Annotated in this window: 14 protein-coding genes and 1 tRNA gene; 12 read left to right on the forward strand and 3 right to left on the reverse strand. The window is 47.5% G+C overall.

The genetic code is table 11. The features are described from left to right. Positions 1–39: 39 nt before the first annotated feature. Positions 40–4674, reverse strand: coding sequence for a DUF3320 domain-containing protein (locus HGH91_RS21545; protein ID WP_168740867.1), 4635 nt, complete (start codon positions 4672–4674; stop codon positions 40–42). 179 nt (positions 4675–4853) lie between these two features. Between HGH91_RS21545 and HGH91_RS21550 the strand changes: the two genes are divergently transcribed. From HGH91_RS21550 to HGH91_RS21580, 7 genes are all read left to right on the forward strand, one after another. Next, complete coding sequence (locus HGH91_RS21550; RefSeq protein ID WP_168740868.1) at positions 4854–5270, forward strand: hypothetical protein; 417 nt, start codon at positions 4854–4856, stop codon at positions 5268–5270. Positions 5271–5449: 179 nt separating this feature from the next. Next, positions 5450–6532, forward strand: coding sequence for a hypothetical protein (locus tag HGH91_RS21555; RefSeq protein ID WP_168740869.1), 1083 nt, complete (start codon positions 5450–5452; stop codon positions 6530–6532). A 4-nt stretch (positions 6533–6536) separates the two neighbouring features. Next, positions 6537–7037: a DinB family protein gene (locus HGH91_RS21560; RefSeq protein ID WP_168740870.1), complete on the forward strand. Its 501-nt coding sequence runs from the start codon at positions 6537–6539 to the stop codon at positions 7035–7037. Between the two features lie 65 nt (positions 7038–7102). Then, positions 7103–11152 (forward strand): two-component regulator propeller domain-containing protein, encoded by a 4050-nt coding sequence (locus HGH91_RS21565; RefSeq protein WP_168740871.1) that lies wholly within the window; start codon positions 7103–7105, stop codon positions 11150–11152. 168 nt (positions 11153–11320) lie between these two features. Further along, entirely contained in the window at positions 11321–14281 is a 2961-nt protein-coding gene (locus HGH91_RS21570) for a SusC/RagA family TonB-linked outer membrane protein (protein WP_168740872.1), read from the forward strand. A gap of 29 nt (positions 14282–14310) precedes the next feature. Beyond that, positions 14311–15822: a RagB/SusD family nutrient uptake outer membrane protein gene (locus tag HGH91_RS21575; RefSeq protein ID WP_168740873.1), complete on the forward strand. Its 1512-nt coding sequence runs from the start codon at positions 14311–14313 to the stop codon at positions 15820–15822. Positions 15823–15854: 32 nt separating this feature from the next. Beyond that, a complete protein-coding gene (locus HGH91_RS21580; RefSeq protein WP_168740874.1) occupies positions 15855–17174 on the forward strand; it encodes an RICIN domain-containing protein in 1320 nt (439 codons plus the stop codon). A gap of 174 nt (positions 17175–17348) precedes the next feature. Here the strand turns inward: HGH91_RS21580 and HGH91_RS21585 are convergent. Continuing rightward, positions 17349–17422, reverse strand: a tRNA-Arg gene (locus tag HGH91_RS21585). A gap of 137 nt (positions 17423–17559) precedes the next feature. Here HGH91_RS21585 and ung point away from each other — a divergent pair. Together ung and HGH91_RS21595 are read left to right on the forward strand one after the other, a co-directional pair. After that, positions 17560–18231: a uracil-DNA glycosylase gene (gene ung / locus HGH91_RS21590; protein ID WP_168740875.1), complete on the forward strand. Its 672-nt coding sequence runs from the start codon at positions 17560–17562 to the stop codon at positions 18229–18231. Between the two features lie 13 nt (positions 18232–18244). Continuing rightward, positions 18245–18982: a lysophospholipid acyltransferase family protein gene (locus HGH91_RS21595; protein ID WP_168740876.1), complete on the forward strand. Its 738-nt coding sequence runs from the start codon at positions 18245–18247 to the stop codon at positions 18980–18982. A gap of 69 nt (positions 18983–19051) precedes the next feature. Here HGH91_RS21595 and HGH91_RS21600 read toward each other — a convergent pair whose 3' ends face one another. Next, positions 19052–21685, reverse strand: a complete 2634-nt coding sequence (locus tag HGH91_RS21600; protein WP_168740877.1) for a putative LPS assembly protein LptD — start codon at positions 21683–21685, stop codon at positions 19052–19054. A 329-nt stretch (positions 21686–22014) separates the two neighbouring features. Here HGH91_RS21600 and HGH91_RS21605 point away from each other — a divergent pair, with 329 nt between their 5' ends. The 3 genes from HGH91_RS21605 (at position 22015) to HGH91_RS21615 (ending at position 26267) form a co-directional block, all read left to right on the forward strand. Further along, the gene (locus tag HGH91_RS21605) at positions 22015–23241 is read left to right on the forward strand and encodes an N-acetylmuramoyl-L-alanine amidase (protein WP_168740878.1); all 1227 of its coding nucleotides are present in this window, start codon (positions 22015–22017) and stop codon (positions 23239–23241) included. Between the two features lie 128 nt (positions 23242–23369). Then, entirely contained in the window at positions 23370–24368 is a 999-nt protein-coding gene (locus tag HGH91_RS21610) for an MlaD family protein (protein WP_168740879.1), read from the forward strand. 9 nt (positions 24369–24377) lie between these two features. Next, positions 24378–26267, forward strand: coding sequence for an OstA-like protein (locus HGH91_RS21615; protein WP_168740880.1), 1890 nt, complete (start codon positions 24378–24380; stop codon positions 26265–26267). Positions 26268–26295 lie beyond the last annotated feature (28 nt).

Below are 26295 nucleotides of genomic sequence, written 5' to 3' on the forward strand. Positions count from 1 at the left end.
CATATCCACAACGGTTGTCCATTTTAATAATTTTATGCTTTACGCCTTCAATAACTCTCCTTCCTGCTGCACCCGGCGGCCTTCCACCTGGATATCAATAGCTTTGAGAATCTCTTCTCTCATCTCTTCTGTTACCCGGCTATAGCCAAACATCTTCGCAATACAGGGTACTGCATCTTCCCGTTGAATAGCCACGGCATCTTTCACCACTTTTTCCAGGGCCATCCCAATTTCTTCTACGGCAATGTAGTTGATCTTGCGGGCGGAAGCCGGCAACTGGCTGCGGTTACGCACTACCGGTGCAGGTAACGCAGTATTCCACAGGAATTGTCCTTTGATCTTAATCCGTTTGCTGGCATCTGAATGACGTACTGCATGCCGTAGAATTTCCCGGATACGCGGTCCTACCCGTGTAATACCCGCGGCTTCTATCATGCGCCGTGCTACTTCGTCGAAATGCACGGGGCTTTCCACTACCACTACCTGCTCTATCCAGTCGCACAACTTACCAATGGGCGACAGGTGGAATTCCTGTTCTTTTATTTCTTCCGGCAATACCGCTGTTTCATAAGCCGGCACCTCTTCTTCAACGATTTCGACGGCTTCCCTCGTAATCGTGGGTGGTGTATCATTCACCACTTCGATCGTATTAGGGTCCGACATCGCATAAGCCGCCTTCGCCTTCTCAATAGCAGCCACCAGGCGCTTCAGCTCCCGCTCCGGATCACGGAACCAATCGGTGCTCCACACGCGATGTATCTTCCAGCCCATAGCTTCCAACACCTGCTGCCGCAGGCGATCGCGGTCACGGGCCGAACGCGCCGAGTGATAGGCCGCACCATCGCATTCAATTCCCAGCACATAACGCCCGGGATATTCAGGATCTACAATGGCCATATCGATATAAAAACCTTTGGACCCCACCTGCTTACGCACTACATATCCCAGTGCTTCCAGCTTGGTAGCCACATTTTCTTCAAACGGGCTATCCGCCGGTAATCCTGTTTCCGCAGTCATATACAACCTGCCATGCTGTGCAAAATACAGGAAGTTTTTCAGCGATTGTATGCCGTAACTTTTTGATTTATTGAGATCGATATCATCCGCGGTGATATTGGTAAAGACTTCACACCTCGATTTGGCGCGGGTAATGAGTACGTTCAGCCGCCTTTCTCCTCCTTCATTGTTCAGCGGACCAAAAGACATAGCCACATACCCTTCCTCCGTACGTCCGTAGCCGATAGAGATAAAGATCACATCCCTTTCATCGCCCTGCACATTCTCCAGGTTCTTTACAAAAAATGGTTCATCGGCATGCCCGCTGAAAAAAGATTCCAACTCCGGCGATTGCCGGCGGCGTAGCTCCAGCGCGTCGCTGATGGCCTGGCGCTGCGAAGTACTGAAAGCTACTACACCCAGGCTCAGCGCCGGATGTTTACGCGCATGCTCCATCACCGCATCAGCCACAATTTCCGCCTCTTTGGGGTTGGTGCGGGTCTTTCCCCGGTCGTAAGCCGTATTTGCCAGGTGATGGAATACCAGTCCCTTTTGTTCTTTGGAACCCGGGCTGGGGAATATTACCAGTTTATTTTCGTAAAACTCATGATTAGATAAAGTAATCAACGACTCATGCCGGCTGCGGTAGTGCCAGCGCAGCATCCGCTGCGGCGCCCCCTGGGCATCGCAGAGCCCGAGAATACTCTGCATATCAGCCGTTACATTGTCCTCATCATCGGTTTCTTTGGTGAGCGAATCAAAGAAACTGGTAGGCGGCAACTGCTTATTGTCACCCACCACTACCAACTGCTTTCCGCGCAGGATAGCGCCCAGCGCTTCTACCGGCTTCACCTGGCTGGCTTCATCGAAAATTACCAGGTCGAATTCCAGTGTCGCTGGCGGCAGGAAATTAGCGATCGACAATGGACTCATCATAAATACCGGCTTCACCGCCTGTATCGCAAAACCCGCTTCCTGCATGAGTTTGCGGATAGGCATATGACGCGCCTTCTTATTAAATTCTGTCCGGAGAATATTTACCTGTCCCCCTGCATCCATACGGGGCATCTGCTCCCAATGCTGCAAAGCTGCCCGGGCACGGTTATACTGGAGATTCAGTACATCCAGCTCGCGAAACTGCTCTACCAGTTCCTCGTGGCCACCACGCTCAAACTTACGCAGTGCCGGCTGCGATTTTACCGCTGTTTCCACCAGGTACTCATACCAGTTTTTTTGCAAGGCGGTCTTCAGCCACTGGGAAGCCCCCGCCCATTCAACAGCCGGTCTAACCAGGCATTCCAGCTTTTCGCCTATAGCCGTTTCCGTAATATTATTCCAGGAAATCAGGTGATGAATTTCCGGCAACTGATCAGACCATTTTTGCAGCAGCGTTTGCTGCGCTTCAAATGCCACCGGGTAATGCTGCTCATCCATTTGCAGCTTTTGTAAGACAGTAGTGCACCGTGCCTGCTGCTCTTCCAGTAAGCGCAACAGGAGTGCTTTGTCTGCCAACGCTGCAGCCGCGTCTTTATGCTCGCGCAGGTAGGATATTACCACCGCCGGCCAGGTACCGGCAGCAATCCGTTGGTGCATATCCGTTATATAACGGGTAGCTTCCTCTAAAGCATTCCAGTCGGTATGTGATTTCTGCCAACGGCTGCCAAATAGTGTGCTGCCCAATGCGGCATGTTCTTTCAACACAGCGTCGTGTCGCCTGAATTCCATAATAGCAGCCACATAGCGCAGCTTCTCCTCATTATCCTTAGGCAGAGGACCTATACACAGCGCCGCCAGCTGGCGATTACTCCGTTTATAGGCGCCTATCAGGAACTTATACCATTTTTCGCCATGTGCCAGCAAATCCTGGCGGATTTCCATCACATTTTGCTCCCATGCTTCAGGGATCAATATCTCCTGGTATTGCTCCTGTACTTCGGTAGCAGCGGCGCCGGCAGCCAGCCAATCTGCTATATCCTGGCGTTGTTGCAGCCAGGCCCGGTCGTCTACGGCTATGTCCTGCAGGTCCGGTTGTTGCGACAATAACTCACAAATAGCGATCAAGGCATGAATGCCATTGTCATCTGCCGGAGTGGCCATCCCGATCTTTTCTGCAATGGCCGCAGCTGATTGCTGCAACGACGTTAAGGCCGTAATGGCCGTATGCAGTGCCTCCGCTAATGCCGCCTGTTCATGCGGCAATAATACCGTCAACCCACTGCCTTTAAATGCCAGGGAAGCCGGTACCCCGGTTTCCTGCAAACAGGCCTGTATACGCGCTGCCATAGCAGTAGCCCGGTTCATGGTCATGGCATCCCATTGGGCAATATCTGGTAAATCGAGCCGGGGAATAGTAATACCGGCTGTCATTTCGTTTAACCGTAACAGGTGGCCTATTACCTGGTGTACTGTCAGGCCACTTTTCTCAATGGCCCCATTCACCGACAGGCAATAGTCATTCAGTGTTTTCTTACAATCGGCCAGTAATAACACTTCCTCCTGTAGTTTTTGAATATTGGGACGCCCCAGTTCCAGCACACGCCGGAGTTCCTGGTGCAGTTCTTTCTTGTTGGCCTTGTGGCTATGTAACTCCAGGCAGGCTTCTCCCAGCTGAATATTATCCAGCCGGCGTTTTACCACTTCCAGGGCCGCCAGCTTTTCGGCAACGAACAGCACCTTCTTCCCCCGGCCAATGGCATCGGCAATAATATTGGTAATGGTTTGAGATTTACCGGTACCCGGAGGTCCCTGTATCACCAGGTTACGCCCCTCTTGTACGGCCAGCATAGCCATGATCTGCGAGCTATCTGCATCCACTACCTGGTACAGTTCATGCGCGGAAGTATCATTGTCTATAAATGCGTCTTCTGGTATGGGTGGTCTATCATCCGAAAAGCCGCTACCAAAAAGGCTTTGAATAATAGGATGGGTAAGTATATCGTTATCCTGCTGCCATTTGGCCGTGTCCAGGTCGTTATAGATCATGAATTTGCCAAAGGAGAAAAAGCCCAGCTCTATAGCATCCGGCGCTACTTTCCATCCTGGCATTCCTGCAATAGCAGCGGTAACAGCCGCGAAGTATGCATTTACGTCAAAATCTTCCGTGTCTGGCAAATCAGGAATATCGATATTGAAATCGGCCTTCATCTTTGCCTGCAGGGAAATATTGGCGCCTACCTCTTCCAGCGAATATTTCAACCGGAACCGTTCCCGCGCACTGGAACGGTCCAGCAACACCGGCACCATGACCAACGGCGCCTGTCTTACTTCTTCCCGCTCGGTTTCTTCGTACCAATGCAGCATACCCAGAGAAATATACAGGATGTTGGCACCTGTTTCCTCTATGCTCATTCGGGCTGCATAATACGTATTCAAAAGTTTGGTATGCAGATTTACCTGAGTTTCATTTGTCTGTAAACGGGTATCTGTATATGCGTCTTTCGACACCACCGGTTCGTTATATTCCACTGCTTCCTCCTCCTGCTTCTTTTCAGGGCGGCCGAGAAAGGACATGGTTTTATTCTCCCGCACCAATATCTCATAAATGGCAGCAGATTGCTCTTCTACAATATGTAATCCTTTACCACTCGTCTGTCGGTAATTCAACAATGGATTCCTGAGCCCCAAATCCAGCAACTCCTTACGGGATGACTCAAGCCTGGCTAATATGGATGCGATCATAATAACAATAATGATAAACGCTACAAATATAATTTTAATAAACGGTGAAGCAGGGAATGAAGTATATAAAACAAGGAAATTCCCTTTTTTCCGGGAAATCGCAGCCGGCCCATCCCCGATATATAATTATATTTACCTCCGAAACCAAACCCCGTCCTGCGGTTCAGGACATTACCTATATGAATACAAGATCAATCATTTCGCTTTCCTCTTTTGTACTGCTGGTCTTTGTCGGCATGGTCATCCTCGGATTATGGGGCTGTCCCCAGTACAAAGTATACTCCCAGCGCATGGAAGGAGAAGCCCTGCTGGCACATGCCCAGGCATCCAAGGAAGTAGCCGTGGCCGAAGCCCGCGCTAAAATGGAAAGTGCAGCAATGCTGGCTGCCGCCGATACCATCCGCGCACATGGCGTGGCCCGCTCCAACCAGATCATTGGCGAGTCATTGCGCAACAACGAAGCATACCTCCATTGGCTGTGGATTGATAATATCGATAAAAACCCGCAGGCGGTGATCTATGTACCTACGGAAGCTAACCTTCCTATCCTGGAAGCCGGGCGCAGACCATGGCTGAGGGATACTACCAGCAGATAATAAAAAAGGACCAGGTAAAACCTGGTCTTTTTTATTTTTTTCCAATGAGAAATAAAAAATCTACCCGCAAATCTGCCTTGAAATCCCGCGAATCTTATTCCAACCCGGACGAATACAAATAGCAACGTGCCTCCTCCCTATTTTGCTTATTTTCGGCAGACTATAACGCTCCGGATGAAATGAAAAGATCCATCTTATTATACACAATACTCATCTTGTCTATGACTGTATTTGCACAAAACAACAGCAAGGATACACGCTATAAACGTTATGCCGGGAAGTATGGCGACAATTCGGGCATCTGCCTCTTTGAAGACGGCCAGTTCCTGATGTATGGATACGCAACGATGGTATTTGGCACTTACAGATTTGAAAAAGATTACCTGCTTTTCACACCCGACAAACCTGATATCTTTGAGGTATATGCCCATCAGCATCCCAACTACGGCGATAGCGTACGGGTCAATTTTGTGGGCTTCCAGCAAGGCAAAACCTTTTTACAATTTGATAACGATATAGCCCACCCGGTGTTTAATGAAAATGCCAATTGCTTCAACCCGCCATATGTGTATGAAACAGCCAGGAGGCCGCGCACATTTACACTGGCGGCCATTCTTCCGGAGGCCCGTTGGAACAAGGAAGATGCAGGCATTTCATGGACCTACCAGGTAAATAAAGACTTCAATGATTTTATTTTTGTTCACAACGAACCTAAACGGCAATATGAAGATTTTAGCGGCATGGTGAGAAAAAACGAAGACGGCGAGACATTACTACTATCTAATTATGGAGGAAAAGAAGGATATCAGAAAAACGAACCGGCCGACAACAATGAATGGCAACGCGTTCTTGCTATGAAGCAGGAATACGAAGCATCAAAACAGGGAAATGCAGACACCGGTTATGCCAACAGGCATTATCACGCTTTCCCCGAAGTAGATTTGGCGAACTATACTTTCGATCCCGCTTCCAACCAATACATCAGCAAACAAGCGGCAGACAATGAACAATACTTCAGGAATAATCAATACAACGACGACCGTTACCTGCGCAAGTACGTAAAGATCCAGCCTGTGACAAAGCGCGATAATGAATTTGATGCCCGCAAAGCAGCCCCAGGAAGCATATTCTATACCGTTTGTGGCGAAGGATCAGAAAAATCCTATCACTATAATGGTTATACTAAATACGATGACCCGGCTGCGGATGTAGCACCGATTGTTACTACAGCGCCAGCTCCTGTATTACCACAAAAAAAATAATCTCATGTTACACGCTCACAGAGAAAGCTTGTGGAAACAATTTGGCGGCAGCATTGATATGCTGGTCAACGCCATTTCCGCATATCCTGAAAATCTTTGGTACCAGGAGAAAAAGTTTTTCTATATCTCCTATCATGTAGCTATTTTCCTGGATTATTACCTCACCATCCCCGCAGCACCGCTCTCCGCTCCGCTTCCATTCACGCTTAGCGAAGATATCCCGGCCGACGGTATCGACGATATTGTTCCAAATAAGATTTACAGTAAAAACGAAATATTGACCTGGCTACAGGCAAACAGAAAAAAATGCCATGACCTCATCCTTCACACGACGGAAATCGATTTCAATCAACCATGGGTAGAAGTAGACGGTGATAAAGTGATGCCGGTATTTGAACTATTCTTATACAATATGCGTCACGTACAACATCATGCCGCACAACTGAATATGCTGCTAAGAAAAGATACCGGCGATGCGCCCCATTGGGTAAGGGCTGCCAGGTAAAGAAAAGGGGGTGTTCTACAAGAATTTATTCCGTACATTACCAATAGTTTTTTCAACTATTGCAGATGGCTATCAGAAATTTTTTGTGGACGATTGTTACTCTGGCTATTTTTAATAGTTCCACGCGAGCAGATGATTTTCCGGGAGTATCCAGCCTTGGCATCGAACAAGGGCTTTCCAATAATTCCGTTACCTGTATTTTCCAGGACCACAAAGGGTTTATGTGGTTTGGTACCTACGATGGGCTGAACAGGTATGATGGTTACGAATTTACAACTTTCAGGAAACAACCTGGCAATCAAAATTCCCTGGTTTTTAACCGTATCACTTCCATTGAAGAAGATGCGCAATATAACTTATGGGTAGGAACGATCGGCGGATTGAGCATTTATAATGCTTTCACCTCCAGGTTCTCTACCGCCAGTTATATACCTGCCAACGCCCATCAACCCACCAACATATTGGAAAGGGTTAATGCTGTTAAATCTGATAAGCAGGGGAATATATTTGTGGCCACCAATAACACCGGATTACTGGTATATCGGAAAGGGAGCAAAGCCGCTTCCCAGGTGCCTTATGGACACCTTTCCCAATACGATGTAACGGCAATCGAATTCGACAAGGAGCAACGAGCCTGGTTGTTTATCCGTAATGAAGGATTATGTCAATATGACTATCATACCAACACCATTCAGCTGATCAATAATACCGTCCGGAATGGCAATTGCCTGAAAGCAGATAGCAACAGCAATATTTTTGTAGGCGCCAACAGCGGCGTTTTTGAGCTAAAGAAAAACACCAACGCGCTATCAACCATACTGCCCACCGCCGACAATGTTGTTCATCTCACACTTTTAAAAAACAATGACCTCTGGATCGCTACCGATGGAGGTGGTATATTTATATCACCCGCAACAGGTGGAAAAATAGTGCCTTTCCAGGAAGCGGGCGGGCAACCGGCACTATCAAGCCCCGCGGTGTATGACATCTTCCAGGATAAAGAAAACCGTATCTGGATCGGAACACTGAGAGGTGGCATCAATATGATAGACCCGGTGAAAGCCCGCTTTAAAATTATTCGCCATGATCCACTGAATAAAAACAGCCTTGTCCATAATTTCTCTTCCAACTTTAGCGAAGATGCCGGTCATAACCTCTGGATTGCCACCGATGGCGGCGGACTGAGTTATTGGATCAGGGAGCAAAATAAGTTCATTAATTATCAGCATGAAAAAGAAAATCCACATACTCCCTCCGGCAACCTGGTAACCAGTGTGCTCAGTGATGCCGACGGAAAAGTGTGGATGTCGTTCTGGAATAACGGGATCAACCGGTTTAATCAGCAATCGGGCACATTCGAAAAGTTCAGCTGTATTAATACCGTTACCGGTAAAGAAGAACGAAATGTATGGAGATTGTATATGGACAAACAGCAGCAGCTATGGGCCGCTACATTTGACCCTGGCAGCCTTTATCGCTTCAACCGGCAAAAAAATGCCTTCGAGTTATTCGACGATAAACTCATCAACCTGATGACCATCCAGGAAGACAGGGAGGGCGGCCTCTGGGCGGGAGAATATAATACGCTGATTAAAATTGATCCCATTCAAAAAAAACATACCCGGTATACTATTGGTAGCCGGGTGAGAGCCATCCATGAAGACAAAGACGGGCGCTTTTGGGTAGGCACGGAAGACAGCGGGCTATTGCTATTCGACAGGCGTAGCGGAACCTTTAAGCGGTTTACAGAAAAAGATGGCCTGTGTAGCAATGCTATCTTAAGTATACTAGAAGACGCCAGGGGCAACCTATGGCTCAGCACCTACAACGGTATATCCAAATTTGATCCTGTTTCTTTAAAATTTACCAATTACTCGGAATCCGACAATCTTCAAAGCAATCAATTCATCTATAATGCGGCGCTGGTACTGCAATCAGGTGAAATGGTATTCGGCGGAATAAGGGGATTCAATATCTTCAGGCCGGAACAGATTAATGCCAATGAAACCGCTCCCCCTGTTTTTATTTCCGGGATAAAGATTAATAATGTTCCCATAGAAGCAGATGATGCTTACATCAGCAGGCATTCGCAGGACCAGGTGCAGGAAATAAAATTGCCATTCAATAAAGCTACCCTGTCGCTTGACTTTGTGGCACTCGAATATACCTCACCCGATAAGATCAGCTACGCCTATCGTTTGGAAGGCAGGGACGATGAATGGATTTATACCCGGAGAAGCAGGTCTGTCAATTACACCAGCCTGCACGAAGGCAAATATATCTTTAAAGTGAAAGCCACTGATACCGATGGCGCCTGGACGGGTAAAGAGCAGCAATTGACCATCCTGGTGCTACCTCCCTGGTATAGAAGCTGGTGGGCATACCTCATGTATGCTATTGCCGGCGGAGCGCTGATCTACGCCTGGTTACGGTACCAGGCGCAAAAAACCCGGATGGCATTTGAAGTGGCCTGGGCCAAAAAAGAAACGGAAAGGGAGAAAGAAATGAACGAAAAAAAACTCAGCTTCTTCACCAACGTTTCCCACGAATTCCGGGCTCCTTTAACACTGATCATCAATCCTCTGAAGGAATTATTATATCATCCGGAAAAAGCATCCGGTACCGGCGACCTCAGCATCGTTTATCGCAATGCCCGCAGACTCCTCAGCCTCGTGGACCAGTTACTGCTGTTCCGGAAAGCAGATACAGAAGCGGATAAGCTGAAAATAGTCCGCCTGAATTTTTCCGCCCTTTGCCGGGAAGTGTATATCTGCTTCAGCCAACAGGCCAAAATGAAAGCTATTACCTACGACTTCCACTGCGATAATCCGGATATTGAATTGTTTGTTGACCGTGAAAAAATGGAAATCCTGCTGTTTAACCTGTTCTCTAATGCCTTGAAATTTACACCCGAAGGAGGAACGGTATCCATCCATATCGAAGAAGATGAACGGTCCCTGACGCTGAAAGTATGCGACAGCGGCTGTGGCATTGAAAGCCATGTGGGCCATAGGCTGTTTGAACGATTCTACCAGGAAAAAAACAAATATACTTCCTCACAATCCGGCTTCGGAATCGGGCTATACCTGGTGAAGCAGTTTGTGGAAGCGCATAAAGGAAAGATTTCTTATCAGAGCGAAATCAATAATGGCACGCAGTTCACCCTGGTACTGCAAAAAGGCACCGCTCATTTCGCCGGGCAATATATTCAGGAACAAATCATCGAAGCACCACAATTCCTGCACGAGTTAGTGGAAGATACTACACCCGCCCCTCCTGTTCCCTCCAAAGCAGACCTGGAGGAAATAATTACCGACAAGAAAGCAATCCTGGTTGTCGATGACAATGCAGAAATCCGTGGATATCTTTCCCAGATATTTAAAGAGCAATTTATTGTACATGAAGCGGCTAACGGAGAAACTGCGTGGCAGCTGGCATTGCAGCACCTCCCTGATCTCGTTATCAGCGATGTGGTCATGGGCGGCATGACAGGCGTAGAACTTTGCCGGAAGATTAAAGAAGAGCCTTCGCTGGTGCATACGCCGGTTATATTATTGACAGCTTCGTTGTCTTCTGAGGTAAAATTAACAGGACTTGAATGCGGGGCCGATGACTATATCACCAAACCTTTTGAAAAGGACTTGTTGATTGCACGGGTCAATAATATTCTCAGGAACCGGAACGTGTTACAACAATATTTTTTCGACCGGATTACACTAAAGAGAAATTATACCAAGATACCGGCTATATATAAGGAGTTTTTGGAGAAATGTATTACGGTAGTAGAAAAGAATATTGATAACGAGGAATTTTCTATAAAGATCCTGGTAAAAGAAATGAATATGAGCCATTCCAGTCTTTATAAAAAAGTAAAAGCAACTTCTGGTCAATCTATCAGTGCCTTTATCCGGCTCATCCGGCTGAGAAAAGCAGCCGTATTACTCCTGAGCACCAATATAAATGTCAGCGAAGCAGCCTTCCAGGTGGGCATATCTGATGTCCGGTATTTCCGGCGGCAGTTTGTGAAAGTGTTCGGCATAGCTCCTTCAGAATATATCAAGAAATACAAAGGATCCTTTGATGCCAACTATAATTTGAGCGAATGGAGGAGTTAAAAACCCGGCTGGTCTGCTTCAAAAAGGGACTTGATCTATAGAAAGGTTTTTTCAGCCATTATTTATGGTAATCAAGTACTTAGTTTACCAATTTGTCCCCCTTTTGTATGAATTACACCCCCTTGTATCGGCCAGCATCATCCTAATTTGGGAGCAAAACTGATACAAATGGTCATATCTAAAAAAGTCCTCCTACTCTTTGTAGGACTTGCCCTTTTTGTGACTTCCTTGGCCCAAACAAGGAAAATAACAGGAAAAGTCACAGGGCCTGACCAACAACCGTTGGAAGGGGCAACGGTCGTTGTAAAAGGCCTCGGGCATGGGACCTCCACGTTGAAAGATGGTTCTTTCGTTATTAATGTACCGGAAACCGGTAACACGTTGATTTTCTCTTTTACCGGGATGGAAGTTCAGGAAGTCCCCCTTGCCGACAAAACAACTGTACGCGTTCAGCTAAAAGGAAAAGTATCCAAGCTGGATGATGTAGTGGTAATCGGGTATGGTACGCAAAAACGGCGCGACCTTACCGGCGCTGTCTCCACCCTCTCGTCACAAGCCTACAAAGAACAGCCGGTACTAAATGCCTCATCTGCCATACAGGGCAGGGTGGCTGGTGTATCGGTCACCAACAACTCCGGCGCACCCGGCGGATCAGTGAAGCTCCGTATCCGCGGCCCAAATTCCATCAACGGCGGCAACGATCCATTATATGTAGTGGATGGAGTAGCCCTGGGAAGCACCGGCCTGGGCGATCTCAACGTGAGCGACATTGCTTCGATGGAAGTGCTCAAAGACGCTTCTGCTACTGCCGTTTACGGCTCCAGGGGCGCTAACGGCGTGGTACTCATCACCACCAAAAGCGGCTCTTCCGGCGTACCGCGGATCGAATACAATGGCTTCGTCAGCTTCAACAGGCCCATGAAAAAATACAGCCTCATGGATCCGGTAACCTATGCCAAGATGGCGAACCTTACCTCCGGGGTCAATACCTTCCCCGATCCCCAATCATACGCGGGTAAAGGAACAGATTGGCAAAACATGATCTTCAGCAACTCCGTCACCCAAAGCCACGAGCTGTCAGTAACAGGTGGAAAGGAAGGTGTAAAGTACTATGTGTCGGGATTTTATATCGACCAACAAGGGCTATTGGTCAACAGCAGCCAGAAAAGATTCGGCTTCAGGTCTAATCTCGACGTGAAGCTGAGCAGCCGCCTGGACTTTGGCGTCAACGTTTACCTTGCCCGGATCAATTCGCATAATAACGGCGACATGGGTAGTAAAGGTAATCCCGTAACGGGCGCACTCACCTGGGCTCCTACAGAAGCTGTGTATGACGCACCTGGACAATACAACCGCTTCGGTATATCGCCTATCTGGGCCAATCCTTATATGACAATTAAAGAAAGCGACAACGACAACTTTGGCAACATCGGCGTCTTTAATGCGCGACTAAAATATGCCATCACTGACTGGCTAACTTTTACCGTCAATGCCGCCTTAGATCTCAAAACAGCCAAATCCGCTTCCCTGAGAAATGACTGGATCAGTCCGGGTAACCCCGGCTCCTCACAGGGCTCCACGGAAAGCTATACCTTCCAGAACAGCAATATCCTTACTTTCCACAAGACCTTCGATAAGCATGATTTAACAGCTACCGCCCTGGTAGAAGAATCTTCCAATAAGTATAATTACTTCAATGCTTCCGGCTCTGGACTGGCTTCCCTGTCGAACGGATATCATAACCTGGGCTTAAACGCTTCCCAGTCCATCAACTCAGGCTATTCCAACTGGGCATTGTTGTCTTACATGGGACGCGTGGCCTATAGCTACAATGATAAATACCTGTTGACGGCCACCCTCCGCCGCGATGGATCTTCCAAGTTCCAGGGGAATAATAAATGGAGCAGCTTTCCCTCTTTCAGTGCAGGATGGAAGCTCTCCAATGAAAAATTCATAGACGACCTGGGCGTATTCTCCAATCTTAAATTAAGAGCAGGATGGGGTGTTACTGGTAATCAGGCCATAGATCCATATAGTACGCTCGGACTACTCAACAGTGTTATTTATTCCTATGGTACCCCCAACGGGTACCAGGGTTATACGCTGGGTAATCCTGCTACACCAAATGTAAAATGGGAAACGTCGAAACAAACAGACATCGGCCTGGATATGGGATTCCTGAACGGCAGGATCAATATCACGGCAGATTACTATAACAAGAACACCAGCGACCTGCTCCTGTTCACCCGCATCGCCAACTACGATGGCGGTGGATCCTACCTGAAAAATATAGGAAAGGTGAACAACAAAGGATGGGAGTTTATGATTGAAGGTACTCCTTATAAAGGCAGGGAACTGACCTGGAGCACCTCCCTCAATCTTTCGTTCAACAAAAATAAGGTGATCGATCTTGGTAAAGATAGCCTGCTGGAAAGGAATGTGATAGGTGGGGGATTAATCTCGGCCCCGATACAGGTGGTAAAAGTAGGGCAACCAATGGGCGCATTTTACCTGATCCCATGGGAAGGAGTATACCAGTCTGATAACGGCGCTTACAAAGCCGGTGATGCGAAGTACCGGGATGTAAACGGTAATGGATCCATCGGGTTTGAAGACAGGGTCATTGCCGGATCAGCTACTCCCACATTCATCTGGGGCTTTAATAACAGCTTCGCTTATAAAAATTTTGAATTAAATATTTTTATCCAGGGTTCACATGGCAATAAAATATTCAATGCCACTTACGCTGCTACCGCCATCCCTACAAGCGACGTGAAATTTATCAACCTCGCCGACGCTGCTAATTACTGGACTTCTTCCAACACCAATTCCACTTGGGCTAACCCGGCAAGTAAAAATAAAAGCTGGATAGAGTCCACCCAATTTTTGCAGGACGGCGGCTACGTGCGGTTAAAGAACGTAAGTCTTTCTTACACGCTGCCTAAAAATCTGCTCAAAGTAGCGGCAGCAAAGGTGTACGTTAGTGCACAAAATATTGCCACCCTCACTAAGTACAAAGGATTTGATCCCGAAGCAACTACCGTAGGAGGTGATGTGGATGCGGGTATCGACCTGGGTGCCTACCCTTCTCCGAAAACTGTGACAGTTGGACTGCAAGTGAAATTTTAATCATCTCACGAATGCTTAAAGCTATCGACATGAAAAAAGTAATTAACTATATAAATGGCCGTCCGATACGGATAACATTGGTCATGTGTTGCCTGGCGTTAGCCTCCTGCAGTAAATTCCTCGATGAAACACCTAAGGGGAGCATTACGCCGCAGAGCTTTTATAAAACAGCCAACGACCTGCAACTAGCAGAAACTGCGCTGGCATTGCAGTTCAACCTGGCGTTCAACCAGGTAACCGCACCTTACTATGCCGGTGATGATATTGCAGCGAAAAGAAACGGAAACAAAATAGATTTTTCCGACTTCGACGTATTCAACGCCAACTCCTCCAATAGCAGGATGACTACCTGGTGGAATGCTTTTTATGGCACCATCAAATCGGCAAATTCTCTGCTGGCAAATTATAATAACGCTACAGAAGCAACAGCAGATCAGAAAAATAATGCCGGCGGCTATGCATACTTCATGCGCGCCATCAGCTATTTCTACCTCACCAGAACCTGGGGAGAAGTGCCTATGCCCGTTGACAACAGCATCAACGATAACCGCCCCAATGCCAAAGTAGCCGATCTCTATAACCTGATCGTGGGCGATCTTCAGAAGGCAGAAACCATGCTGCCGGATCATTGGACAGGCCCTGCGAAACAGAACGGCGTAGATGTATTGCCAACGAAAGGTTCCGCAAAAGCCCTGCTGGCCAACGTATACCTGACTATGGCCGGCTGGCCGCTCAAACAGGCCGACAAATACTCACTGGCTGCCGCTAAGGCCAAAGAAGTGATCGATAATAAAGCTACCTGGGGCTATACACTGCTGACAAACTTCCCGGATCTATGGAAGTTCTCCAACCGGTTCAATACAGAAGCAGTATATGCCTGCTACTTCAACAAAACTACGCCCAATGCCACCTGGGGCAATGGAAATATGATGGCGCCCAATCCTTATGCTCCCGATTATGAAGAAGGAGGCTGGGAAGATGGATTCGGAGAAATTTCATTCTTCAACAGGTTCCCTGCTGGTCCCCGGAAGGACGCCACCTATCAGAAGGACTACTTTGTGAAGAATGACCCTGCCAATGTAGTCGACTGGCAGCATACCCTACAGAAACATCCTTATTTTTTGAAGTATAGGGAAGACGACCAATTCAACTGGAGCAACCATAAAGCGGGCGATTGGTGGAGCAGCGCTACCAGCTTCGTGATCCGTTATTCCGAAGTGCTGCTCACCTATGCAGAAGCGCAGGCTATGTCAGCTGGTCCTGATGCAAACGCATACCTGGCCATCAACCAAGTGCGGCAGAGAGCAGGTCTGACGCCACTCCCCGAAGGCCTATCCCAAACCGATTTCAGGAATGCCGTTGTTGCTGAAAGAGGTTGGGAGTTTGCAGGCGAATTCGGTATCCGCTGGTTTGACCTCGTAAGGACAGAAACGGTGCAGCAAGCCAACTCCCTGAGAGACGCAGGTGAAGTGGCGCTCATCAATCACCCTTCCGATGCCGGTCATACTTATTATTGGGCGCCGATACCATTTGTGAAATAATAGTGCAACCCTTCACTTAAATCTCACATATCATGACCCACACACAAAAAATGTCCACGGTTTGTCTGGCACTAACAAGTGCCGCACTTTTTTCATTTTGCAGTAAACAAGCGCTTACCCAAATCAATGGTCAGCAAAACATGCTGACTTCGAACAAAACAACCACCACGGCCCAGATACTGAGCAGCACCTGGGAAACGGTAACAGATGGCAGCTCGTTGACGAATTATACCAGTTTCGAATCAGAATGGAATTATCTCTATCCCTGGGGATCTGATCACAATGGAACGGCCCGCATGTACGGAAGCAGCACGGATCATAGCCAGATTTATCTGAACGGCGATGGCTCCCTGACCCTTAAGGCTACCTATCATCCGGACAGTACACTCAATAGTTTTGATCCGAAGATCCCGATTCACTATCATTCCGGCACCATCTATTCCAAACACCAGGTGCTGATCGATTCTATCTTCCCTTATTGGGAGATCAGTGTAGATCTTCAGGCGCCCACTGCTTTGGGCACCTGGCCTGCCTTCTGGATTACAGCGGTTAATAGCTGGCCGCCGGAAAGCGATATCGTGGAAGTGAAAGGCAGTACATCGATCTGGCAAAATACCTACGACGGCAACTGGCAGACCAAGTTAACTACCGTCAACAATGCAGCCACTACCTGGCATCATTATAAAGCGGTATACAACCGGTTAAAGAATACCAATGGGTCCTGGTCCAATAGCGTAGAATGCCAATACTTCATCGACGGAGCCATTACTTCCGTACAGGTGGGAAATAATTTTGCCAACGCTCCTTTCTGGCTGATCATCGATCTCCAGATGGAAGCAGCCAGTGGCAGTCCTGGTCCGCAAACAGATACCTATTTTAAAGTGAAGAACGTGGTGATGCGCAAAGGCAAAACACCCTTCGATCCCAACGCCTCATACAAACTGGTAAATGTAAACAGCGGGCAGGTGCTGGCAGTGCCAAGTGCTTCTACTACCCAGGGAGTAACCCTCATTCAATGGCCCTGGCTGGGAGGCACAGAGCAACAATGGCAGATCGGAGACCAGGGCAGCGGCTATTATGCATTAACCAATCGCAATAGCGGTCAGCTGGTGGATGTTAAAAATGCTTCCACCACACAGGGCACTGCAGTGATACAGTGGCCGTCTACCGGAGGCAACAACCAGATGTGGCAGATATCTAGAGTAGGAAATGGGATTTACAACTTCAAAAATCGCAACAGTGGATTAGCATTGGATATGGCTAATGCATCCAAAGCGCAGGGCGATACAGCCATTCAATGGCCTTATCAGTCTGGCGCCAATCAGCAATGGCAGATTATTAGTCAGCAGTAATATTGCTGCAACTGGTATTGATAGATCGGCCGCCTCAGATTGAGGCGGCCGATTTGTTTGTTAAGTCTTTATTGATGGTAACATTAACGGATATACGAAAACAAACAGAAGGCAACGATATTCCTCAAAAAACAAAAAGGGAAAATTGCATACTGCAATTCTCCCTTTCCTTCGTGTCCCGGATTGGATTCGAACCAATGACCTACTGCTTAGAAGGCAGTTGCTCTATCCAGCTGAGCTACCGAGACTTATATGTTTCATTTTCCCTTGAAATGTGAAATAAATTGTTATATTTATCTCTCGTTTTGGGAGTGCAAATTTATGTAAATTTCTCTCAATAAATCAAATTTAATTTTAAATTTCTTTAAATATAGTTTTGATCACCATGGATGTACAAATTGAACCAAGTTGGAAGGAAGCGCTGAAAGATGAATTTACAAAATCGTATTTTGACCAGGTCGTCATGTTCCTCAAACATGAAAAAGCACTGGGAAAAGTGATCTATCCTGCAGGAAACCTCATCTTTAACGCCTTCGATAAAACCCCGATCGACAAAGTAAAAGTAGTGATCCTCGGGCAGGATCCCTATCACGGCGAAGGCCAGGCGCATGGACTCAGCTTCTCTGTACCAGATGGTGTAAAACCACCTCCTTCGCTGGTCAACATTTACAAGGAAATGAAAACGGACCTCGGCCTGGACATCCCTACCAGCGGCAATCTTACTAAATGGGCAGACCATGGCGTATTATTGCTCAACGCCTTTCTGACGGTAAGAGCCAGTGAACCTGCCTCCCATAGCAAAATAGGTTGGGGAGATTTTACCGATGCCGTTATCAAAACGATCTCCGAAAAAAGACAGGACGTTGTATTCCTGCTCTGGGGCCGCTTTGCACAGGATAAACAATACCTGATAGATGCTACTAAACATCATATATTGCAGGCAGCGCATCCCTCTCCCTTTAGCGCAGATAAAGGATTTTTCGGATGCAGGCATTTCTCAAGAACCAATGAAATATTAACGAAAGCAGGGATTGAGCCGGTAGACTGGAGACTCTAAAAGTGAACTACCTATGTTAAAAAATATACTCGGCCGGATGTTCGCGTTATGGTGCCTGCTGCTATTTGCCGGCACCATGTTGATCGTGTTTATTCCTATCTGGATTTTCTCCTTCTGGCCAGACCCCATAAAATCCAAAGGCTTCCTGGCCATTGGCAGGATATGGATGATCGTATATATGCCGCTGATAGGATGTCCTGTGAGAAGAAGAGGAACGGAATATTTTGCGCTGGGACAAACCTATGTGATCGTCTGCAACCACAACTCGCTGATCGATGTGCCAGTGACCACCGCTAAAATTCCCGGCGCCAACAAAACACTGGCAAAGTCTTCTATGGGCAAAATACCGCTCTTCGGCGTACTATACCGCATCGGCGGCATCATGGTAGACCGCAGCAGCGAAGCCAGCAGGAAGCAAAGTGTGATAGAAATGAAACATGCGCTGAGCCTGGGACTGCACATCCTGCTCTACCCGGAAGGTACCCGCAACCGTACCAAAGAACCACTGAAAGCCTTCTACGACGGCGCCTTCGCGCTGGCCATAGATACCCAGCTCCCACTGATGCCGTCTGTATTATTACATACCAGGAAAATAGTACCGGCAGAGAAAAAATTCTTTGCATGGCCGCACCGCATCGACTACCATTTCTTACCGCCCATCCCTACACAAGGGCTTACCCGGGATGATTTGCCGGCATTGAAAGAAAAAGTATTTAAACAGATGTGGGACTTTTATACCACGAATGAATAAAAGAAGAAAGCGAAGCAGGCACCTGCTTCGCTTTCTTCTTTTATCATACCGGCAGGATGAAATCCTGCCCTACAAATCGTAAAACTGCCTCGATCGGTTGATACGCAGATCCCGCAGGATACCGGCCTTGGGATTGATCGTAATACTGAACTGCCGGAAAGTACCAAACGGTATCAGGTTGATCGACATCTGCCAGCAGTGCAGGTCTCTCGATATATACATATTCGTATAGGCGATCTGCATATTGGTAAAGTCAAAGCCACTGTTCAAACCTATCTTCCATTTGGGCGTGAGACTAAAATCGCCGTTGAAACTAACATATTGGGTAATTCTCCTTACTACCCCACCGGAATCCGGAATAATAGTGTTCGTGTAGGCAAGGCTATAGGAGAGATCCACCCGCCACGGAATATCAAAATCCACGTACTCGCCGGGATTTGCACGTACCATGGCCAGCTGCCGCTGTTGCGCAGCAAACGCAGCGTCCTTGCTCTGTGCATTCTCTATAGAGTCGATGGTTTGTTCTTTCGCTTTGCTCTTCTTATCCTTCGACTGGAATGAAGTACTCATCGATATACTGGCGTTGGTTAAACGACCCAGGCTGATCTTCCCCTGCTGCCAGATGAGTTTATCGATCCGGCGGCCGCGGGCATCAGTCTGATAAGGATCCAGGTTACCGCTGGCGGAGATATTCAGTTTGTCGAACAGGTTAGTCCGGGCGTAAATAGCGAACGTTGACAGTTTAAAAGAATCGGCTACCAGGTTGTAGTTACCGTTGATACCGAAACCATCCAGCAACTTAACCTTCTTTTCGTGGTTGCCTGTAGTGTCTTTCCGGGAAAATACCTTCATCTCCAGGTTATTGTCCAACCCGAAGTTGATACCTCCAAAGGTTCCGGGACTCGGTACGCCTATGATTGCTCCATCGAAGTCTGACATCGGGGTTTTATCTCCCTGTTTATTATACTGTACCTGGCGGTAATAGCCGCTGGACAAGTCCGGGCGGTAGCTGGCACTCAGCGTAGGACGCATCACATGGCGGATGGCCTTCACCTTGGAATGCTTGGCAAACGTGTACATACCATACAGGGCAGTCGATAAAGACATACTGGCACTTACGTCTCGTGCGGTGAAGAAGCCGGCTTGGTAAGTGGTATCCAGGGCGCCCTTATCCCCCGTGCCCAGGTTAGGTTTGTTGGGATTCCAGTTACGGATAAATTTCTTGGCGTACCAGTATTCAGAATAGTTGATACCTGGCGATAAAGTAAATGTCTTAAATACAGGGATGGAGAACGAGATAGGCACGCTGTGCTGTATACCCGTTTGCATCGCATCGAACATCTGTTGCCGGCCAAACAGCGAATCCTTGAAGTTGGCCTGGTTGCGCAGCACGCCATTATAGGAAATCCCTATTTTCTCATACCACTTAGGCTTACCTACCATTTCCTTTGGTTGAAACGGATAGATGGTATTCACGGTGAAAGTCGCATCCGGGAAGGAAATCGACACATCACGGGTGCTCAGGTTCTGCGAATGGTTCAACCCCATCGTCAGGTTATAAGGCTTGCCTATCCAGCTTTTGGAGAAAGTGATGGAAGATCCGATGTTGTTATTTACACGCGTATTATAGTCGTATACGTTATAGCGGTTATAGGACGAGGTCCCAAAGTTAACAGCCGCGCCAAAGTTCACGCCAGGGCGGGCTTTACTATCCATACTATGATTCCAGGTAACCCGGAAGTCTTTGGAGGTGCTGAACTCCGACTTTACTGCCGGGTCGCCAAAGCGGGTGTTGGCGAAGCTGAGGTTCAGTCCACCATTGTATTTGTACCTTTTCCGGTACGTGGGGCTGGCCGTAAGGGCCCAGCTGCCGTACGAGTATACATCCCCCCGCATAGTAAGATCAAAATGCTCACCCAGGCCTATATAATATCCACCGTTTTCCAGCCCAATCCCTTTCTGCTGGTTCACCACATACTGCGGAGGCAGGATACCGGAGCGTTGCCCCTGGGTAATCGGGAAAATGGCAAAAGGGATGAATAATGGGGTGGGAATCCCTTCAATTTCCAGGTTTGCCGGCCCGGAAATCACTAATTTATCAGGGATAACCTTTATTTTACGTGCGCGAAAGCTAAAGTGGGGCGTATCCAGGTTACAGGTAGTATACCCGTTTTTAAACCCAAAAATGGTATTATCTGCCGCTTTTTTGGTTTGTGCACTGTGGATATAGCCTTCTCCGTATTGAGAACGGGTATTGTAGATCTTTGCCTTCTGGGAAGTAAAACTATATTTGAGGGTGTCCGACTCGAAGCTCTGTCCTCCATCGTTCATGATAGGGCCGCCAAACAGCTTACCAGCAGTATCTTTGGCGTTGGTAGCCTCGAGAATGCCGGTCTCCTGGTCGAAATTCATCTTTTCGGCCGTCAGGTCGATCGATTTATATTTGGTATTGGCGCTACCATATAAATAAAAGCGCTTATCCGGCACCATCAGGATGATAGAGTCCTTGGCCTTATAATGTACCGGGGCATCCAATGTATCCTTTGAAATCTTCGGTACAAACAGGGTATCTACCGTTGTCCCTTTACTGGTATCCGCATCCGGCGACAAGATGTTGGTATCTGCTCCAGGGGCCGTCACCGGAACAGGGCGTTTCACTTTGGAGCTATCCTTACGGACAACCGGCTGGATGGTATCTGCCAAATTTTTGTTAAAAAATGAAATAGCTTGCGGCCTGGAGCCTGCAACTGCATCTATAATAAAAGGAATGGCAATCAACATACCGGCAAAAACCAGGTATGTCTGTCGGAAAAACTTTTTATAATTATTTTTGTAGCTAGCGTTCATGTGTTACGGCGGCCACAAACCTACAAGATTTTATACAATTTATTACAAAAGGTAACTTGTAATGTTTGAAAACACTTATATTGAAAGGTAGTCGAAACTCGCATGGAGAGAGAAGATGATTAATTTAACAGATAAACTTATTTTTTTATTTTTTGTGAAAAACAGCACCCATTAAAATGAGAATCATGCGCTGGAACCGATTTTGGATTTTAGGACTGGGAACACTATTCACCTGTACCTTTTTTATTCAGGCCAAAAATAATCCCGTTACCAGGAAACAGGATAAGCCTATACGAACAATTATAATAGATGCCGGCCACGGCGGTGAAGACCCCGGCGCCAAAGGCAGCTATTCCACTGAAAAACAAGTCACCCTCGAAGTAGCCCTCAAACTGGGGAAAATCCTGGAGGAAAATATGCCCGATGTAAAGGTGGTGTATACACGAAAAACCGACCGTTTCGACGATCCCCGCAAAAAAGCCCAGATCGCCAACGACAACAAAGGGGAACTATTTGTATCCATCCACTGTAACTCTACCGGCAAAATCCGTAAAGTAACCGGGTATAAAACCGTATACCATAGAAAAGGGAAAAGGAAAATTGCATCCAAACAACCTATCTACGCCTATTATCCCAGCAATGCCAAAGGTACTGAAACCTATATCTGGGCTACCAGTAAAAACAACGCCAAAATGGAATCCCTCAAACAGAATTCCGTTATCGTACTGGATGCCAACTCCGAAGAAACAAAGCAGCTGATGGATGATACCGATCCTGAAACCTTTATCCTCTTAAATACCCTGAGAAACGCCTACTTCGACCAAAGCCTCCGCCTCTCTACCCTCATTGAAGATGAATTTACCAGGGTAGGCCGCATCAGCCGCGGCGCCAGGCAGAGAAATGAAAAAGGCATCTGGGTACTCTCCGCTACCGCCATGCCCAGCGTACTCGTGGAACTCGGCTTTATCAGCAACCCGGAAGAGGAAGACTACCTCAATTCCGGCAGCGGTCAGCAGGAACTGGCTAACTGCATCTATAAAGCTATTAAACGTTACCGCGAGGAACTCGACAGGTTTACTAACAACCGGAACAGCTCACCCGCTACCTCCCGGATCAATACCAGGAGCAACAGCAACGCCGCCATGCTGAAACCAGGTAAACCCACAAAGAACCAACCGGTTCCCAGCGATAGCTATTGCGTACAACTCATGATCACCGACAAACTTTATAAACCAGGAGCTTCCATTTTCAGGAAGCTCCCTGGTGATATCAACCGGCAGTCGGTTGTCATGAATAAAAAAAAAATGAACAAATATATGTGGGGACGCTTCAAAACAGATCAGCAAGCCTCCAACGCCCTGCGCAAAGCCCGCAAGCTAGGATTTAAAGGCGCTTTCGTGACCAACTGCTAATTATCCCCTTCTCCCCCATCCCCCACTATCATTTACCCCTTCCCCTACTTTTTTATTACCAACATTTTTACCCGACTACGCCCCGTGCATGCTTTTTGATTATTTTTGCGTGAACGTATACGAATCTCATGCTCAAATTATCTAATGAAACCAAAGTGGGTATACTGACGGTGCTGGGTATAACCTTACTTGTGCTGGGCTTTAATTTATTGAAAGGAAAAAGCCTGTTTTCACATAATAAAACCATTTATGCCGTATATAAGCAGGTGAATGGACTACAACCAGCCAATGCGGTACAGGTAAATGGACTGGTGGTAGGTAGCGTCACCAACCTCGAAGTAATGGGCAAAGATGCCTCCAGGATATTGGTTACCATTACCATCACCAAAAAAATTGATCTCCCGCGCAACTCTGTAGCCCGTATCAGCAGCGACCTGCTGGGGACCAAAACAGTACAGCTCGACCTGGGTAACGCCAGCGAATATCTGAAAAGCGGCGATACCCTCTACGCCGCAGTAGACGGCTCCATCACAGACGCTGTAAAAGAACAGCTCAGCCCCCTGGTTAAAAAACTGCAAGGGACCCTGTCCAATATGGACTCCGTATTGATGAACGTAAACGGTATCCTCGATACTACTGCTAAAGGCAACCTCCAGGAAGCCATCCGTGGCCTCAACACCACCATGCGCAACTTCTCACATACCTCCGCCTCCCTCAATAATATGCTGGATGCTGATAAAGGGAGTGTGTCCAAAACTTTCAATAACCTGGCATCCATTTCCGGTAACCTGAAAGACAATAACGCGAAAATTACCGGTATCCTCGACAACGCCCAGAAAGCTACCGACGCTCTGGCGAAAGGGAATATCGATAACACACTGCAACAACTGCAGCAAACCGTGAATCGCCTGAACCAGACCATCGGGAAACTCAATACCACCGACGGCACCGCTGGCCTGTTGCTCAATGATAAAAAGGTGTACAATAACCTCCAGTACTCACTGGGCAACCTGAATAAGCTGCTGGAAGACCTCCGCGTCAATCCAAAACGCTATGTTCATTTCTCCCTGTTTGGCAAAAAAGATAAAACGAAACCGCTTCCTTCTGATACAGCAGCGGCACAATAATAAGAATCAATGCATCGATACATAAAATCAGGGATCTTCCTGGCCGTCATCTGCTTCTTCGCAATGTCGGCCAGTGCCCAGTTTCCGGCTAAACCAGCGCCGAAAACCGGGTCCGTTATTGAAATTATTCACGCGGACACACTCATCATGTATGAACGCGACTCCGTAAGCCTCACCCGCTTCGTAGGCAGCGCCGTATTCAAACAGGGAACTACCCTTTTCAACTGCGACAGCGCCGTAAAAAATAATAAAACCAACATTATCGATGCTTATGGCAATATTCATATCAACCAGGCAGACAGCATCCACATCTACGGTAATTACCTGAACTATGATGCCAATACCCGCATCGCACTGCTTCGGGATAACGCCAGGCTCACAGATGGTAAAGTAACCATCACCGGCCCCGAACTGCAATATGATATGAACGCCAAAATTGGTTCGTATACACAGGGCGGACGCCTCGTGAACGGTAAAAGTGTACTCACCAGCGAACAAGGTTACTACTACACGGAAACAAAAGAGATGCATTTCATGCAGAATGTTTTGCTGGTAGACCCGGAATATACCCTCAGCACCAGCGAACTTCTCTATAACACCGGTACCAAAATAGCCACCATCATTGCCCCCACCACTATCAACAACAACGATAAAAGTACCATGTATGCCACCAGCGGCTACTATGATACCGATAAAGGATATGGCAATTTTGGTAACCGTCCTACAATCGAAGACAGCACCGGCACTATTACCGCCGACAACATAGAAATGGATAAACTCACCGGCATGGCCTACGCCACCGGTAACATGGTGTATAAGGATACTGCCCGCAAAATGTCGCTACTGGCCAACAGGGGCGTGGTAAACCAACGCGAAAAAACCATACTGGCTACCCAGAAGCCCCTGCTCATCATGGAAAAAAATAAAGATACGCTGTACATGGCCGCCGATACGCTGTTCTCCGGCGTAATCAAACCCGACGACAGCCTCTCTATTCCATCTGTGGCAGGTTTAAAACGGATTCCCGAATCACCCACCAAAAATCTGAGAAGCCTGCAAACAATCAGGCCTCCCGATAAATTTACCGCCACCATCTCCCCGCTCACAAAAGGCGATGCCATCGCCCGGAAACAGGAAAACAACAATATTGCACCCAACGTATCCGTGTTCATGGCCGACAGCGCACTTGCCAAAACCAAACAGACATTCGATTCGGTGAAGATGAAAATGGTGAAAGTAGCTCCCCCGGCTAATGTAGTGATGCACGATTCCCTGCCGGGCATCAAGCATCACGCCGACAGCATGGCGTTAAACGCACCAAAGGATACCAGCGAACAACGCTATATCCTCGCGTATCACCACGTAAAAATATTTTCCGATTCCCTGCAGGGCGTAGCCGACAGCGTATTCTACTCCTCCAGGGATTCTATATTCCGCTTCTATGGCAAACCCGTTTTCTGGTCTAACAACACCACCCAGCTGAGCGGCGACACCATCCTGATGTTTACCAAAAATCAGACAGCAGATAAAATGTTGCTGAAAAACAACGGCTTCATTATCAATGAAGCAGGCCCAGGTATGTATAACCAGATTAAAGGCAGCATCATCACCGGCTACATCCTTGGCGAAACACTCGACTGGATGCACGTGGAAGGGAATGCCGAAACCATCAACTATATCAAAGACCAAGCTGGCGCCTATATGAGCGTGAATAAAGCTCAATGCGCCATTATCAATATCTACTTTAAGAAAAGTGAAGTAAACAAAGTAGTCCTCATTAAAGACCCTGAAGGGGTCGTATATCCATTTACCCAACGTCCGTTAGACCAGCTGCAACTGGAAAATTTCAAATGGGACATTAAACGGCAACCCAAGAACAAATACGAGCTAATGCAATAATTTCCAGGTATAGTAGGCAGGCATCATA

Source organism: Chitinophaga eiseniae (genome assembly GCF_012641265.1).
GTDB lineage: Bacteria > Bacteroidota > Bacteroidia > Chitinophagales > Chitinophagaceae > Chitinophaga > Chitinophaga eiseniae_A.

What these genes read in the sequence shown, in the direction of transcription:
- HGH91_RS21545 (WP_168740867.1), bottom strand. Translation starts at nt 4,674, where the DNA reads ATGATCGCATCCATATTAGCCAGGCTTGAGTCATCCCGTAAGGAGTTG.
- HGH91_RS21550 (WP_168740868.1), top strand. Translation starts at nt 4,854, where the DNA reads ATGAATACAAGATCAATCATTTCGCTTTCCTCTTTTGTACTGCTGGTC.
- HGH91_RS21555 (WP_168740869.1), top strand. Translation starts at nt 5,450, where the DNA reads ATGAAAAGATCCATCTTATTATACACAATACTCATCTTGTCTATGACT.
- HGH91_RS21560 (WP_168740870.1), top strand. Translation starts at nt 6,537, where the DNA reads ATGTTACACGCTCACAGAGAAAGCTTGTGGAAACAATTTGGCGGCAGC.
- HGH91_RS21565 (WP_168740871.1), top strand. Translation starts at nt 7,103, where the DNA reads ATGGCTATCAGAAATTTTTTGTGGACGATTGTTACTCTGGCTATTTTT.
- HGH91_RS21570 (WP_168740872.1), top strand. Translation starts at nt 11,321, where the DNA reads ATGGTCATATCTAAAAAAGTCCTCCTACTCTTTGTAGGACTTGCCCTT.
- HGH91_RS21575 (WP_168740873.1), top strand. Translation starts at nt 14,311, where the DNA reads ATGAAAAAAGTAATTAACTATATAAATGGCCGTCCGATACGGATAACA.
- HGH91_RS21580 (WP_168740874.1), top strand. Translation starts at nt 15,855, where the DNA reads ATGACCCACACACAAAAAATGTCCACGGTTTGTCTGGCACTAACAAGT.
- ung (WP_168740875.1), top strand. Translation starts at nt 17,560, where the DNA reads ATGGATGTACAAATTGAACCAAGTTGGAAGGAAGCGCTGAAAGATGAA.
- HGH91_RS21595 (WP_168740876.1), top strand. Translation starts at nt 18,245, where the DNA reads ATGTTAAAAAATATACTCGGCCGGATGTTCGCGTTATGGTGCCTGCTG.
- HGH91_RS21605 (WP_168740878.1), top strand. Translation starts at nt 22,015, where the DNA reads ATGCGCTGGAACCGATTTTGGATTTTAGGACTGGGAACACTATTCACC.
- HGH91_RS21610 (WP_168740879.1), top strand. Translation starts at nt 23,370, where the DNA reads ATGCTCAAATTATCTAATGAAACCAAAGTGGGTATACTGACGGTGCTG.
- HGH91_RS21615 (WP_168740880.1), top strand. Translation starts at nt 24,378, where the DNA reads ATGCATCGATACATAAAATCAGGGATCTTCCTGGCCGTCATCTGCTTC.